9 protein-coding genes and 3 pseudogenes are annotated in these 16,469 nt (G+C 39.9%); 10 read left to right on the top strand and 2 right to left on the bottom strand.

Features of this window, described 5'->3' with window-relative positions; all coding sequences use genetic code 11:
- The first annotated feature begins 69 nt into the window (after window positions 1-69).
- The 3 genes from JCM15124_RS08385 to dinD all read left to right on the top strand — a co-directional run bounded on the left by JCM15124_RS08385 (window position 70) and on the right by dinD (window position 3,945).
- Complete coding sequence (locus tag JCM15124_RS08385; protein ID WP_024999067.1) at window positions 70-1,320, top strand: phosphoglycerate kinase; 1,251 nt, start codon at window positions 70-72, stop codon at window positions 1,318-1,320.
- A gap of 669 nt (window positions 1,321-1,989) precedes the next feature.
- Window positions 1,990-2,670 (top strand): DUF4468 domain-containing protein, encoded by a 681-nt coding sequence (locus JCM15124_RS08380; RefSeq protein WP_024999066.1) that lies wholly within the window; start codon window positions 1,990-1,992, stop codon window positions 2,668-2,670.
- A gap of 399 nt (window positions 2,671-3,069) precedes the next feature.
- Entirely contained in the window at window positions 3,070-3,945 is an 876-nt protein-coding gene (gene dinD, locus JCM15124_RS08375; RefSeq protein WP_232220140.1) for a DNA damage-inducible protein D, read from the top strand.
- A gap of 351 nt (window positions 3,946-4,296) precedes the next feature.
- Here the strand turns inward: dinD and JCM15124_RS08370 are convergent, their stop codons facing one another.
- Both JCM15124_RS08370 and JCM15124_RS08365 read right to left on the bottom strand, forming a co-directional pair.
- Window positions 4,297-6,276: a leucine-rich repeat domain-containing protein gene (locus tag JCM15124_RS08370; protein WP_024999064.1), complete on the bottom strand. Its 1,980-nt coding sequence runs from the start codon at window positions 6,274-6,276 to the stop codon at window positions 4,297-4,299.
- A 45-nt stretch (window positions 6,277-6,321) separates the two neighbouring features.
- The gene (locus JCM15124_RS08365; protein ID WP_024999063.1) at window positions 6,322-7,761 is read right to left on the bottom strand and encodes an alpha/beta hydrolase; all 1,440 of its coding nucleotides are present in this window, start codon (window positions 7,759-7,761) and stop codon (window positions 6,322-6,324) included.
- Between the two features lie 554 nt (window positions 7,762-8,315).
- Here JCM15124_RS08365 and dnaK point away from each other — a divergent pair.
- The 7 genes and pseudogenes from dnaK to JCM15124_RS08330 all read left to right on the top strand — a co-directional run bounded on the left by dnaK (window position 8,316) and on the right by JCM15124_RS08330 (window position 16,084).
- Window positions 8,316-10,287 (top strand): annotated as a pseudogene (dnaK, locus tag JCM15124_RS13840) (molecular chaperone DnaK).
- 407 nt (window positions 10,288-10,694) lie between these two features.
- Entirely contained in the window at window positions 10,695-11,204 is a 510-nt protein-coding gene (locus JCM15124_RS16185) for a hypothetical protein (RefSeq protein ID WP_198019130.1), read from the top strand.
- 181 nt (window positions 11,205-11,385) lie between these two features.
- A pseudogene (locus JCM15124_RS13835) lies at window positions 11,386-11,612 on the top strand (DUF6078 family protein); the annotation flags it as partial.
- Entirely contained in the window at window positions 11,612-12,349 is a 738-nt protein-coding gene (locus JCM15124_RS08345) for an ion transporter (RefSeq protein WP_024999061.1), read from the top strand. The pseudogene JCM15124_RS13835 and the gene JCM15124_RS08345, both read left to right, overlap by 1 nt.
- Window positions 12,350-12,459: 110 nt before the next feature.
- Window positions 12,460-13,361: pseudogene (fic, locus tag JCM15124_RS13830) on the top strand (protein adenylyltransferase Fic).
- A 63-nt stretch (window positions 13,362-13,424) separates the two neighbouring features.
- On the top strand, window positions 13,425-15,317 hold the full coding sequence (locus JCM15124_RS08335; protein WP_024999060.1) for a hypothetical protein: 1,893 nt from the start codon (window positions 13,425-13,427) through the stop codon (window positions 15,315-15,317).
- On the top strand, window positions 15,314-16,084 hold the full coding sequence (locus tag JCM15124_RS08330; protein ID WP_024999059.1) for a hypothetical protein: 771 nt from the start codon (window positions 15,314-15,316) through the stop codon (window positions 16,082-16,084). Before JCM15124_RS08335 ends, JCM15124_RS08330 begins: the two co-directional genes overlap by 4 nt.
- Window positions 16,085-16,469: the final 385 nt, after the last annotated feature.

The following is a 16,469-nucleotide window of genomic DNA, read 5'->3' as shown; positions in this document are numbered from 1 at the left end:
TAATAAGATATTTTTTCGTATTTTTGCCGTAGGAATGTATTCATTATAATAATATAAAAATCAATTCAGATGAAGATTAATGATTTCAACTTCGCCGGACAGAAAGCAATTGTTCGCGTGGATTTTAATGTGCCATTGGACGAGAATGGTAATGTAACAGACGACACACGTATCCGTGGTGCCTTACCAACTTTGAAGAAAGTGCTTGCTGACGGTGGTGCACTCATTATGATGAGCCACATGGGTAAGCCTAAAGGCAAGGTGAAGGCTGAACTATCATTGAGCCGGATAGTGAAAAACGTAAGCGACGCACTCGGCGTGCCCGTTAAATTTGCCAAGGACGCAGGCAACGCTGAAGCCGAAGTTGCAGCATTGAAAAACGGAGAAGCCCTCTTGTTGGAGAACCTTCGTTTCTACGCTGAAGAAGAAGGCAAGCCCGTTGGTGTGGAAAAAGGCACACCGGAATACGACGCTGCCAAGAAAGAAATGAAGGCACGTCAGGCTGATTTCGCAAAGAAGCTGGCTTCATACGCCGACGTATATGTGAACGATGCTTTCGGTACAGCTCACCGCAAGCACGCTTCAACAGCTGTTATAGCCGACTATTTCGATGCCGGACACAAGATGCTGGGTTTCCTTATGGAAAAAGAAGTAACCGCAATCGACAACGTTTTGAAGAACGCGCAACACCCTTTCACTGCCATTATCGGAGGTTCGAAGGTTAGTTCCAAGCTCGGCGTCATTAAAAACCTGCTCGACAAGGTAGACAACCTTATCATTGGCGGCGGCATGGGCTACACTTTCATTAAAGCACAAGGCGGAAAAATAGGTATGTCGCTCCACGAAGACGACCTGATTCCCGAAGCATTGAACGTAATGGCAGCGGCAAAAGAAAAGGGCGTAAACCTTTCGCTCTCTGCTGCAACAATCTGCGCACAACAGTTCTCTAACGATGCAGAACGCAAAGAGTTTCCTATCGACCAAATTCCTGACGGTTGGGAAGGAATGGACGCAGCCCCTGAAAGTCTTGAAGCATGGAAGAAGATTATTCTCGACTCAAAGACTATCCTTTGGAACGGTCCTGTTGGTGTGTTTGAATTCGAGAACTTCGCTCACGGTACAGGCGAAATTGCAAAGTATGTTGCCGAAGCTACACAGAAGAACGGTGCGTTCTCGCTCGTTGGTGGTGGCGACTCGGTAGCTGCCGTAAACAAGTTTGGCTTGGCAGACAAAGTTTCTTACGTTTCAACAGGTGGCGGTGCGATGCTCGAAGCCATCGAAGGTAAGGTATTGCCGGGCGTTGCAGCGATTGAGAAATAGAATTATTGTTCAAGCAGAACAGAATGTTTGAAGAATTGAAGTAATTAGAACTATTAACGAGGAATAGACGATATATATCGTCTATTCCTTTTTTTTTCTCTAATATTTTAATATATAGAATTATATAAAAAAGCCCAAAAGACGTAGAAGATAGTCAATGTGTTCCCCTATTTGCGACACACAGCCAATTTATTTACGTGTAAATAAATATTTTTCTACACGTAAATAATAATTTCCATACACGTAAAGAAATATTTATTTACGTGTAAGTAATTCTACGGAGAAAAGAAATTAAGAGCTAAATCATTATTATCCTTTTGTTTAAATAGTATTCTGTAATTATTGTGATAGTTTTTCTGCTGTACGTTTGCAAAAGAATACTTTTGCTCTTATACCGAAAGAATATTGTTTTTTTAACAGCATTTTAAAATAAATTCATTATCTTTGCATTGTGTTTCTTTGGAAATACTATGTTTTATTTGCTCAATAGCCTAACAATCACCACGCAAGAAAGAGTAAAACAATTGTTATTGCTACTTGTACCATACGGTTGCAGGTTTTTCTATATACAATTGTAGCTTTTGGTAAACCGTGAGGCGTATGACAAAAGCTTATGCCTTGTCTATTGGCAAAGGAAAATCGGAACTATTAAACTTAATTCAGATAAAGATGAAAAAACTATTTTTGTGTGCTGTAATGCTCTTATTGGCAGTCTGTGTAAATGCCCAAATTATGAGGGCGGAAGAGTTAGAAAAGTATGCTAAAAGAAGGTATGGTACAAGATGGACTGATGCAGCGAAGAATCTTGCTGGTCAGTTGCAATTAGACAAGAACAATGCGCTGACCTATACACAAGTTATCGATGCGCCAAACAAAACGAAAACGCAACTCTACGTAATCCTTAACTATTGGTACACCAATACTTTTGGAAGTGGTAAGTCTGTTATTCAGCTAAATGACAAGGACGCAGGTGTGATTATTGCTAAAGGGTATGTAGATGCCATTGCTTCTCATACAGGCGGGCTAAACTCATACATAATACATCTTACATCAATCATCAAGACCGATATAAAAGATGGTAAGGTCAGAGTTACATACACTGTACCATACTACAATGTAGACGTAATGTATGGGGACGGTATTTTGGGCGCACTGGAAAGTACAATTGCACCAATGGTACAAGAAAAGTGGCTCTTGGACAATTGCTATCCGTTTGCAAGAAGAGACAGCCATAAGAAAACCTCTGCGAAAGCCCTTATTATGGCTCATGCATATTCTAACGTTATAATAGATAAGATAGAAGAAGCCGTTAAGAATGGAGTAGTTGGCAATGAAACCGAAGATTGGTAATCATATTGTCAGTCTTGTTTTATAAGATAAGGCAAATGTAATTATAAAAGAAGCATTCAACAGTTGTATTAGGCTTGTTGGCTTTCTTGATATTCAGCATCTATCTGAAAAGATAGGTGCTTTTATTGTGTTCAACCTCTTTTGTTTAATCTTGCCAAATCTCTGCCGATGTGTGTGGAAAGTAAGAATACTTTTTGGTGAAAGTATCTGTTCTCTTATTTGTTGAGGTGATTATTTCCACCTTTTACTGAAAATAACTAAGATTCTACTTGGCAGTCATTGCCAAAATTACTACCTTCGTAACGCATTTATAAAATAGTAAAGTTTATGAAAGTTTTGAGTTTAACAAATATTTGCCTAATGAAGCAGCTTGCCGCAAGGCTGTATAAACAATAGAAATTGAATAAATCAGATATGAGTACAAGGCTTACAAAGAAAACAATGTCCTTATTCGAGAGTATAAAGCATGTTGATAAGAACAATATTGAATACTGGACTTCACGTACTTTATGGAAGGTTTTGGAATACACTGAGTATAGACATTTCCTCCCAGTCATTGATAAAGCTAAACTTGCCTGCGAAAATAGCGGTCAACGCATAGAAGACCATTTCGAGGATATCCTCGAAATGGTTGAGATTGGTTCAGGGGCAGAGCGTTCGGTCGATTCTGTTAAACTTTCCAGATATGCTTGTTATCTGATAGTTCAGAATGCAGATCCAAGCAAAACAATAGTTGCACAAGGGCAGACTTATTTTGCTATACAGACTCGTATAGCTGAGGTTCAACAAATGTCAGAATATCAAACTCTGACAGACGAAGAAGAAAAACGCTTGTTTTTGCGCACAGAGATGCTGAAGCACAATTCGCTTTTGGCAAGTGCAGCAAAAGATGCAGGTGTTATAGACAATCGTGATTATGCTATATTTCAAAATTGGGGCTACAAAGGCTTGTATGGTGGAATGACTGCAAATGATATTCACCTTTGCAAGGGATCAAAGAAAAGCCAAAAGATATTGGATCATATGGGAAGTACGGAGCTTGCAGCAAATCTTTTCCGTGCTACCCAGACAGAAGAAAAACTACGGCGTGAAAATATCAAAGGGAAACAACACGCAAATAAGACGCACTATGAAGTTGGTGCAAAAGTTCGTCAAACCATAAAGGAACTCGGTGGTACCATGCCCGAGGAATTACCGACGGTAGAAAGTATTAAAACTGTAGAAAAGAAGAAACGGAAATTGTTAGACTTCCCCAAAAGTAAAAATGATAAATGATGAAGTATTAGAAGAAAATAGGTTGTACAAATGTAGAGTTAGAGGTTATTTGCCAATTCAATAATAACCAGTGAATTACCGGAAGCACTCTTGCCTTGTATATCAGATAGGGCACTGACCCTCATCGTAACTATGAGCGGAATACAGATGTTACAGTATAAAGCGAGCATCAAGAAAATACGTCCGCAGTTCGTTATAGGAATTAATGAAAATTTGTGTACTTTGCATACAAAAACAGCGGTTATGTGCTGAAAGGCGCATAACCGCTGTACAATTTTATATATGCAAGAAGGTTGGCGAAACTTGCCAGCTTTTATTCTTGTTAGAATTTGGTGGTATGATAGCGGATTATCATATTATCTTTTTCTTGCCATTATGAATATAAATGCCCTTCTTGGGTTTGCCATTAAGCTTTATTCCTTGCAGGTTGAACCAAGCGTTGTTGTCGTTGCTGTTGCTTGCCGATGGGGTGTCGATTTCTGTTGGCTCTTCTCCCTCGAACGAAACGTTTAGCTTTGTTTCAGAATTGTTTCTGTTTAGGTGGAAGAATGCGTGGAAAGGAGTGATTTTTGCAGTTTCGCCGGCTCGCACAAAAGCACCTTTCCCCGTGTTTCCCGCAGAGCTGTAAACGTATATTGTACCTTGAAGTTGTAGGTTTTTTGCTATGTTTTTAATGAAATCAGCCTCGTAGACGCCGTATAGGTTTGTGGCTTCCGATGGTGTTGTTTCGGCTGTTTGCGGATTTATTTCCACGTTGTCACCCGAGATTACCTCTCCGTCAGATACGTAAATATAGGGCTTGTTTGCCTGCATTTGCTCTTCTTTGGAGAAGAGAATGGTTTGTTCTGCACCGTTCTCTCCTTGCATCTTATCGAACGCATAGGCTTTTCCGCTTGGCTTTGCAGTAAAGGGCAGCACGAGCGTTTCTTTCTTTTTGTTTTGGAAAGAAGAGCGATAGAAGGTGGCTTTGTCTGCCATAAACTTATGGGGAAGGTCGTACTTCATGTTTCCTTTCATTGCCAACTCGTTGAAATTGTCGTCAATGTTCATTTTGAAATGGCTTGTGCGGCGTTCTCCGTTGTCTGTTGTCAGAACCGTATTATAGGCACGATGCGCTTCGGTTTGTCCCTTTGGCGCATACACCACGGTGTTTTCGGGCAGATTGCTTAAAAGTTCGTCGCTTTCGTTCTTCGCCAATGGCTTCAGCTTCGATAAGTCGAGAGATACGAGAGCCTTGCATTGCGCAAACGCATTCTTGGCTTGTGCTGCCTCTATGTTTGCCGGCAGGGCAATGTGGTGTAGCTTTTCTATGCCCTCACCCGCAAAGAAGTCCGGCGTTATACCGTTTACACGGAATGTTGGTTTCCACTTGCCTGCGAAAGAATTGTTGAATACGTTCTCTTTCAGTTCGGCGAAAGTGTGGCTCCAAGTTGTTTCGTCGCTTTTCTTGTGAACCGAAGCGGTGAAGATGCCGGGGTATGTTCCTTCTTTCAGCACTTTGTAGGTAATGCCTTCTGCGATAAACTCCTTCTGCGGAAGCATTGCACTGACGGGCAGCAGACCCTTGCAGAAGTTGTCTGCGGTATAGATTTCAGGGTTTGTGGCATACCAATGCCCTTTCAGATTGACGCTCTTTTCGTTTACCGTTGGTGCTGTTTTTCCGTCGAACATATAGAAGTCGCAATCTTCAGAATGTAGGAAAGCATCTTCTTCAATGCTTGTCAGCGAAGGCGGCAATACCACGATTTGCAGTTTGCTGCCTTCAAACGAAGCAAGCGGAATGGTTGTTATCTTGTTGGGAATAACTATTTTGTTGTCGGCGAATTGGTTTTCTGCGAAGGTTTCCTGTCCGATTGTGGCAAGGTTTTCAGGCAGATTGGTGTGCTTAAGGTTTCTGCAGCCTCTGAAAGCACCTCTGCCTATGGTTGTCAGCGAAGCAGGATAGCCGATGGTCAGCAGGGCGTTGCAGCCGAAGAAAGTCTGTTCGCCTATCTCCGTAATTCCTTCTTCAAGTACTACTTCTGTCAGTTTGTCGCAAAGACTGAATGCAAAATCGCCGACTTTCGTAACCTTGTATTGGCGGTTTTCGGTAGCGTTGGTGAACGAAGCAGGAATGATAAGCTTTCCCGCAGCGTACTGACTGATGGCTGCATTCTTGCCGTTTCCAACTTCTGCGGTGCTTTCTCCTGTAATGTTAAACCAAATAGGAATATCTGTTCCGTTCAGTTTGGCTGTACCTTTTACGAGCGTTTCTTTTTCTAAAACAGAGGCAAAGGCAGAAAGCTGTGCGCATACTGCTATTAGAAATATTAATATATGTTGTTTTTTCATTTCTTTCAGTGTTGAAGATTATATATAATTTGATGTTTAATGCTGTTATGGATTAAATTTCTTCCATGCGTCCTCGCCGCCTGCAATGGCTTCTACGCCTTGTTGTTCGTAGCATTTGCCAAAGAGTGCGAAGTAGAAAGTACTTCCACTCTTTACATGTCCGCCTTTTTCTACGTAGGTGTATTTGATAATGTTAGGATTATCGTCGGTTCTCATTTTCTGGTAAGCACTCTCCGCATTGCTCAAAGGCACAACCTCGTCTACTTTGGAATGGAAAAGATAGATAGGGTATTTGGGTTTCCAACCTTCTGTAAGATTATTAACGGTTGAGGCTGTGTACAAGTCGTCAAACTTAGGATTTTTCTCCGTTGCCTCTCCTTTCACCTTCTTAGACATAAAGGCAAATGCTTCGGGAGTGAATATTTCGGATACCTTTATATATTCTCCCTTTGCATCTTTTTTGAAGTCGTATATTTTCTTTAGTTCCTTTTGTATTTCCTCGGTATCTTTTTCTTTCTTCTCAATCCAATCGAGTATTCCTGTATTGAGAAACTTCTCGTTGAAGTAATCTTTTATGTTGTGCCTTCCCATGTAAGGATTGTAGTCGAGCATACCTTTTATAATAAGAGGAAGAGCTACGGGCATGTATATTTTATCTTCGGTGATATAGAATTTCAACGTAGCGATAGGGTCGTACGGACCATCTCCGCATACCGAGCCACCCAACTGAAGGTCTTTATCGAGAAAGTTGGTTTCTATAAACTTATGAGAAGCCATAGCCACCGAGCCTCCTTGAGAGTAGCCTACACAGATGGTTTTCCAGTTGTCTCTTATTTTAGCACGTCCTTTCTTGCTGTTTTTGTATAGTTCGATACCGTAACGGAGAGCATCAACACTCTGTCGGGCTGTTATTTCCTGTGCCAAATAAGGATGAGCGTCGTTTTGTGTTATTCCGTATCCTTGATAGTCCGGCAATATCACCAAGCAGTTGTATGCCAGCTCTGAAGCACTTTTACTTCTTGCGTGCATAATCAGCATACCTACGTCGCTTTTCCAATCTCCGCTCTTTATGTATTCTGAAGGAGTGCTTTTATTATCGGTTATCGTAATATGGCAACCCAAAATAATGTTGCTGATAGGAACTTTATATTCGGTTGGCATTGCTGCTAAGGCTGTCAGCGTTACCGGCTCGCCTTTGGTGTTGATGCTGGGGTAGGTGTATCTGTAATATTCGTAATTTAAGCCCCAACCTGTTGTTGCATGATGGTCCGGATTGTCGTCGTCGAAGCTGTTAGCTCGCCTTGGAAGTGCTTTTTCTATCTCTTTGAAAGATTTAACTCCACTCTCAATAATCTTTGCATCTGCGACATCTACGCCGGTGCGGATAGAAGAAAAGTCTTTCTGCGCAGTAACTGAAACAGAAAGAAGAACGGCTACTGTCAGACACAGATAGCGCGTAAGGTTTTTTGATAAAATCTTATTCATCTTTTAATAGGTTTAATTATTTATATTATCTGTCGGTAAAATTAAAGCTCAAAATATTTAATGTGTAAAAACATAGTAAGCATAGCCATATAATATTTGGCTGCAAAGTTCCGAAAATTTCTCGGAATGAGCAAATTATTCGCACTAAATCAAGCAAGTTAATTTACGCTTATTTTGTAATGATAATTCCCTTAAAAAATGATAACTGCGCTTTGGCATTGCGAAAGCGGCTGTTTTGCATTGCAAAACCTACGCTTTTACCGTGCAAAACCTACGGTTTTGGAACGCAAAACAATAGGTTTTATAATGCGCTGACACATAGATAGTTAAACCGTAGCTACGCTTGCGAAAAATATTTACGTATTTATTGCCTTCTTTTCGTCCATAAACAACATGAGTTCGGTGTAGAAATTTGATGACGAAGATACTTCACCTATTTTGGCAGTCTCTTGCCACTTGGGTTAAAGACAGCCATTTTTATGCTAAAAAGAAACGACAGCAGCCGTCTCTGCCAATCTGTCAGTTCTCTCCCATTGGCATATCGTTTGTAATTAATGAAGCGAATGCAACTGAAAAAACAGAAGCATAACGGAATTGATAATAATAAAAACAAAAAAATATACATTATGGGAAAGATTATTGGAATTGACTTAGGAACAACAAACTCTTGTGTTTCAGTATTTGAAGGCAACGAGCCTGTTGTAATCGCAAATAGCGAAGGTAAGCGCACGACACCTTCTGTCGTAGGTTTCGTTGAAGGTGGCGAACGCAAGATTGGCGACCCTGCAAAGCGTCAGGCTATCACAAATCCCAAGAAAACAGTTTACTCTATTAAGCGTTTCATGGGCGAAACTTACGCACAATGTGCAAAAGAAGCTGCACGTGTGCCATTCTCGGTTGTAGACGAAGGTGGCTATCCACGCGTACAGATTGACGACCGTAAATACACTCCGCAGGAAATATCTGCCATGATACTTCAGAAGATGAAGAAGACCGCAGAAGACTATCTCGGACAGGAAGTAACAGACGCTGTTATCACGGTTCCTGCTTACTTCTCCGACTCACAGCGTCAGGCTACAAAGGAAGCCGGTCAGATTGCAGGCTTGAATGTTCAGCGTATCGTGAACGAGCCTACAGCAGCTGCATTGGCTTACGGTGTAGACAAGGCAAATAAGGATATGAAGATTGCCGTGTTCGACCTTGGTGGCGGTACATTCGATATTTCTATCCTTGAGTTTGGTGGCGGCGTGTTTGAAGTGTTGTCTACAAACGGCGATACCCACTTGGGTGGCGACGACTTCGACCAAGTTATCATAGACTGGTTGGCAAACGACTTCAAAGCTGCCGAAGGTATCGACCTTACCAAAGACCCGATGGCTATGCAGCGTTTGAAAGAAGCTGCCGAAAAGGCTAAGATAGAACTTTCGAGCACTACTTCTACCGAAATCAACCTGCCGTACATCACGGCTGAAGGCGGCGTACCGAAGCACTTGGTAAAGACTTTGACGCGTGCGCAGTTCGAACAGTTGGCACACAACCTCATTCAGGCTTGCCTCGTACCTTGTCAGAACGCAATTCGCGATGCGAAGCTCTCTACGTCAGACATCGACGAAGTAATCCTCGTAGGTGGTTCGAGCCGTATTCCTGCCGTACAGACATTGGTGAAGAACTACTTCGGCAAAGAACCTTCAAAGGGTGTGAACCCCGACGAGTGGTAGCCGTAGGTGCAGCTATTCAAGGTGCTATCCTTAACAAGGAAAGCGGCGTGGGCGACATTGTGTTGCTCGACGTTACTCCGCTGACACTCGGTATCGAAACAATGGGCGGCGTAATGACAAAGCTCATCGATGCCAACTCTACCATTCCTTGTAAGAAGAGCGAAGTATTCTCGACAGCTGCCGACAACCAAACCGAAGTAACAATCCATGTGCTTCAAGGCGAACGTCCGATGGCAGCGCAGAACAAGAGCATCGGTCAGTTCAACCTCACAGGCATAGCCCCTGCTCGTCGTGGAGAACCACAGATTGAAGTAACATTCGACATCGACGCCAACGGTATTCTGAGTGTATCGGCAAAGGATAAGGCTACGGGCAAGGAACAAAGCATACGCATCGAAGCATCGAGCGGTTTGAGCGAAGAAGAAATCAACCGAATGAAGCAGAGGCAGAGCAGAACGCAGCAGCCGACAAGGCAGAGCGCGAGAAGATAGACAAGCTCAACCAAGCCGACTCAACGATTTTCACCACCGAGAACTTCTTGAAGGACAACGGCGACAAGATACCGGCCGACCAAAAGCCCGCTATCGAGTCAGCCCTCCAACAGCTCAAGGACGCCCACAAGGCAGCCGACATTGCTGCAATCGACACGGCTATCAACAACCTCAACACCGTGATGCAGGCAGCCAGCCAACAGATGTATCAAGGTGCAGGTGCACAGCCGGGAGCAGACGCAGGTCAGCAGGCACAGCAAGAGCAACCAAAGCAGGACGACACTATTCAAGATGCAGATTTTGAGGAAGTGAAGTAAATAAGAATTAAAATTAATCGCAGCAATTTGTATGGATTGCTGCGATTATTGTGTAATATAAATCAAATACCTTTATGGAAACTAATCATTTTTTTATTATACTTTTTCTAATACTTTGCTCCACCATAATATTTGTTGTCTCTATTGTATATGACTATAAGAGCAATAAAAAATTTGAGTCTAGTAATGAACAATATTTGATAAAGAGGATGACAAAAATCCATAGGAATTATATTGTTGGATTTCTATTATTTGGAGTAATATCTCTTATAACATCATTATATGGAGGGGACTCTAAAAGTAATATATTTACTTATATCTCGTTTGCCTCTACAATAACTTCATTCGTATTATCTATCTTGGCAATTTTTGTTACTATGCAGTCTAATTCTGGATTAGAAAAGCAGTTGATGAAAATAGATAATGCAACAAATATTATAACGAAACTTTCAGAAGAACTTGATACCACATTAAGTCAAGTGAATAAGGTAACTGGAGAAATTGGTCTATCCACGGGAAGGCTTATAGAAGTTTCTCAGAATATCTTACCACAAGTTAAAGAAACATTAAATAGTAGCTTATCTCATCATGAAGATTTTATAAAACAGAGTCTAAGCAATCACGAAACTACTATGCCTCGTTTCTCGCAAGAGCATAATAATAAAGATAAATTAGATAAATTAAAAGAAGACTTTTTAGTAAGAATGTCCGCTATGGGGCTTGCTGCCATTTATGCTTGCATTCTTTCATGCGAAAAGAATAGGTCGTTCAAAAATGATGAGTTATTTCAATCAGATTCAGAATATATCTATGGTATCCTTATTGCCACTACAAGCGTAAATTTAGTGAGTATTAACATCAAAGATGGAAATGAGACATCATGCTCATCCTCTGAATTTACAAACGAACAAATTTAGAGAAAATCAAGAGACGTATAAATGAAAATAATAAACTGGGGACATCATATATATCTTGCATTAATCGAATACGTAACTATTTTGATTTAGCAGCAATGGAAATTAAAGTAGAAGACTCAGAAGCATAATAAATTTAATTTAATATAATATAATGCTCTGTTGCTACAACAAATAAAGCGTTATGACCCAAGAAGAATACAACCAATTAGACGCCGACTTTGCGCATTGCACAGGCACTCGTTGCGAGAAAGCTGACAAATGCCTGCACCATACAGCTCACACGATGCTGGCAGGGAATGGGTATGAAACCTATACCGTGGTAAACCCTGCGTGATAACAGGCGTGCAGCCCTGCCCGTTCTTCGAGCCTGACTGCAAGGAACGCTTCGCATGGGGCATCTCAACAATATGAATAGACAGAGAATAGCAAACATTATCGACCGACAATCGCATACCGACCGGATATGCACGGCTTACGACTGGTTCATGTTACTTGTCATTCTCGTAAGCCTCCTTCCCCTTATGTTCATGAAGTCGCACAAGGCGTTCTGGTACACGGAACTGGGCTCTGTGCTCGTGTTCATCATCGACTACCTGCTGAGATGGGGTACGGCTGACATAAGAAACAACAATCGCAAGACGGCATTCCTTACCTATCCGTTTTCCGTGATGGCAATCATAGACCTACTGTCCATCTTGCCTGCCGTTACCCTGCTCAACCCTGCGTTCAAGCTGTTCCGCTTCGTGCGGCTGCTGAGGCTGACAAGGGTGCTGAAGATATTTGGAATATCGAGCAAGATGCGCCTGTTCCTCTCCATACTCTACAAGGAACGGCAGGTGCTGTCTTCCGTTTTGCTGTTGGCTCTGCTGTACATTTTTGTAACGGCACTCATACTGTTCAATGTCGAGCCGCACGTAAATCCATATACCCATCAGCCGACATTCCGTTCCTTTTTCGATGCTTTGTATTGGGCAACCGTAACGCTCACCACCGTAGGCTATGGCGATATGTGCCCCGTTACCGACGTCGGCCGCTTCGTAAGCATGCTGTCGTCGCTATTGGGCATAGCCATAATCGCACTACCTTCCGGCGTGATAACCGCCCGTTATCTTGATGAGTTGCGAAGGGGGCGTGGCAGATATTGACAAGACATACAGAAAAAGGAGTTTTTTAATCTCTTATACAAGAAAAATTGCTATATTTGCAAATGACTTATTGTGTTAATCAATACTAAAGACAAGTAACGGTTTCCATTATGGCAACGCATAAAGAGCAACATAAGAAATCTATCTGTTTCTTCAACGACCGTGAAGTGAGGGCGGTGTGGGACGATTACGATAATAAATGGTGGTTCTCTGTACTTGACATCATTGCAGCGATTAACGAGCAGGATGATTATCAGAAGACAAGAAACTATTGGAAGTATCTCAAAACAAAATTGAAGAAGGAGAAGAACGAACTGGTTAGTGGCACTAACCGGTTCAAACTGCAAGCTCCTGACGGGAAGCTACGATTGACAGATATGTTGGATGGTGAGGGCGTAGTCTTATTGGCAAAGGCAATACCCAACATCAAGGCAAGAGCATTTCTCGATTGGTTTACTTACAGCGATAACACCATTGATGGACAGAGTAAGAAGAAAGCCTACCAACTCTTTGAGAGTGGACTATTGAAAACAGCAGAGCCCGGTAGCGTCAAGTGTTTGCAACAGATTCATGCCTATCTCTTTGGAGGATTATATGACTTTGCAGGACAAATCCGTACGAAGAATATATCCAAAGGTGGCTTTACATTTGCTAATTGTATGCACTTCCCTGCCACGCTGCAAACAATAGAGCGAATGCTAGAAACAACCTTTGATGAGATAATAAATACATCGAAATGAATGTTGCCCACCCTTTTATGGAGGGTAATGGTCGCAGCACTCGCATTTGGCTTGACCTCATGCTGAAGCGTTCTCTCAAATGGTGTGTGGATTGGAGCCAGATAGACAAGAACGAGTATCTGTCAGCCATGCGTGAGAGTGTATCTGATAGCAGCCACATCAAAGCTTTGGTAAAACATGCACTCACCACCAAGATTGACGACCGAGAAATGTTCATGAAAGGTATTGATTATTCGTACTATTATGAGCAAAATGATATAAATATAAAATAAAATTGTCCTTTCAAAATGTAAGTAATTGCAAGAAATGTAAAATAAAATCATTAATGTATTGTTATGAGTTACTTTAAAGATAAAGATATAGAAGAAGCAATGTTAAAATCTTGTCTGCTCTTTAATAGCAAAGAGATTAAGAATAAGCGAAATGTCATTTTTCAAAAATTTCTACTTTCACTTATTATAGGGGGTGGAGTTGCTAACCGTAAAGGAATATTGGAAAAGGTTACTACACAATACAAGGGTTATTTAATAGATGAGAATAATATAAATTTTGCAATACAAGAGCTAATTAAGAATAAATTCATCAAAGAGGAAAATGGGGAACTCGCTCTTACAGCAGAATCTCAACAGGATCTGGAGAAGGATATAAAACAGATATCGGAACAGCAAAAGCATCTTATAGATGATATCTCCAAGATGGTGCAAAGAGATTATGGGGAAAAGATTAGTAATGAAAATCAAGTAAAATCTAATATCAAAGATTGTATTGATTATTATTATGTGGTAACTGGTCTCTCTTTCTTTGAACTAGATAAAAGAAAAGAAGCGACAGAACTTCCTCAATTAGGAAAAATCGCATCGAATGGATTAAGTTCTAGAGAGAAAGAAGAATTATCAAATCAAATTATTTATACTATAGGCAGTGTTATAGAAAAACCTACAGAAGAGCAAAAGTGTATCCTTGAACTTCTTGCAAGAACTTATATAACAATGCAAATAATGGACATAGACCCATTATTAAGCGAATTTAAGAGTACTTTAATAAGGGAAAAAGTCTTTATTGTTGACACTGATGTTCTGCTGTACTTGATTACAGAGAAGGCATCAATGAGCAGACAATACAGAAAGATGATTGAATTGCTTCAAAGGTGCGGCTGTAAGATATATATACCGAATGAAATTATTACCGAAGTTTTTAACCATGCAGCAGCTGCCAAAAAAAGATACCCTTATGTTTCTTACTTAATCGACACAAAAGAAGATTTGGTAAGTCAAGACTTTAAGAATGTTTTTATTGAAGACTACTACTATACTAGGCGTTCAAATAATGCATGTTGCCCTACTTGGGAAACTTATATAAAAAATTATTTCTCTTCAAATCACGGTGTTGGTTTTATTGGTGAACAAATCAAAGAAAAACTAGGTGACAAAATTAATTATGGTATCATGCCTGAATCGGTAGAAGTAGATGATAAATCGTTGGCAAAACTCGCAGATGCATCTCTAGATGAGACATACAAAACAGAAAAAGCTCAGCATCGTGATGAAGATAAGAATGAAGCTATTGCGCAAACTGATGCTCTACTATATTTGGAAATTAAGCTTCTTAATGAGATTAACAATGAAAGAATAGGCAGAAAGCTAGCCGATAGACAAGATTTGTTAAAAAACAAATATTATATTTTAACAAATTCAACAAGGGTGCATTATTGTGCTAAGCAACTAGGAGTTAGTGCTAATATCTTATGTAAACCCGCATCATTAATGGCATATTTAGTTGAAACAGGATTAATACAAGATGATCAAATAAAGATACAAAGCTTATTTGAAAATCCATTCCTACAACATACAGCAAAAACAATATGGAAAGATGTAGAAATCCTTTTAAAATCAGGAATAGAAATTACAGGAAAGAATATTATTACAATGCGATTCGCCTTACAAGATGAAATTAATAAGCTCTTAACGAATCCGTCTGAAGAAGAATGCAATGAAATATATAAAAAAACAAAAGAAAAGGGTTACTTTTTCTCTCCCATTATAGAATCTGCAAAAAAAGAAGCGGAATCTAATGAAAAGAAGTCAAAAGAATTAGAAGAGAAAAATCGCATTCTTCAGGACGAACTTTTAAAGGCAAAACAAATTATTGAGAGAAAAGACAAAGTTATTAATCAAAAGAAATATGAGAACCGAAAGATTCTCAAAAAAAGAAAGTCAAAAAGGCAATGAGAAAGATAAATAAATGGGATGAGGGAATCATCAAGATTATATTGAATCAGGTTTCTAAAAAGGTATCTACACTTGGAGAACTTTTAAAGCAATACTTTAATGATAAAGAATTAGCTCTTCTTATCTTAGTGCCAACAAGAAAGGTATATACCCTGTATAGTACAGAACATAAAAGAGATGAGATATATTCATTGCTCGTAAGAATAATTTCATTGATAGAAACAATGGAAAAAGAAGGACTTGTGTATTGTTTAAGTAAAGAGCAGAATCAGATAATATATGCTCCTTCTGATACTAGTGTGGGAATAGGCTCTGACGGGACGATATTAACAATAACTGGGGGACAAATTAAAATTGAAGAAAATACTGCTGTTCTAAAAAATAATCAAGGTGATATTATACTCAGTGGAGAACTTGTCGAGGAGCCTATTCTGAGTAAAATTACTTACTATTTTAATAGCTTAATTTACCCTTCCGACTCATTACGGGTATTAGTTGATAACAATTTTGTGTCATTAGAAATTCTTTCATACCAAAGAGAAGTTAAAGAAGCGAAGATTAGCAGAAATCTAGCTTGGTCTGCTTGCATTATTTCATTGCTTTCGCCTTTTGGAATGACATTTTTCAATAACAGGTTTTCTAAAACAGAAATACAGCAAGAACAATATGAAACCATAATAATGAAAATGAATTATAACCTTCAGAAGATGGATTCCTTGTTAAAAAAATCCTATTTCACTATAGGAAGTAAATCTAAGAACAAATAAATATAATCATGTTCGAATGAAGAAAGCCGATGAGCGACATACTAAAAATAGATACTTAAAAGGGTAATAACATCCAAGATGTTTTCTAATCAATACTACTCAAATTGAGGGGACATTTTTGTACCGCGCAAATATAAATCACTGATAATCAATGACGGATATATTCGAGGAAGAAAACCGGAACTATAATGCAAAGCCCTGATTGCAATGATGGCTTGTCGGGGCTTGAGGGAATGTGGAGGATTTTCTCTTCAATGGTATGGGTATGCTGGCTAATGATGAAGAACGAACGGTACTATCCTATAAAAATGTGTAAGCTCATTATTTTATTATCTTTGTATTTGAAACATAATAACAAGATAAACAATGGGCTTACACATTTTTA

The sequence above is a fragment of the Prevotella falsenii DSM 22864 = JCM 15124 genome, from assembly GCF_000613945.1.
Taxonomy (GTDB): Bacteria; Bacteroidota; Bacteroidia; order Bacteroidales; family Bacteroidaceae; genus Prevotella; species Prevotella falsenii.
This window is presented reverse-complemented; position numbering and strand designations above follow the sequence as displayed.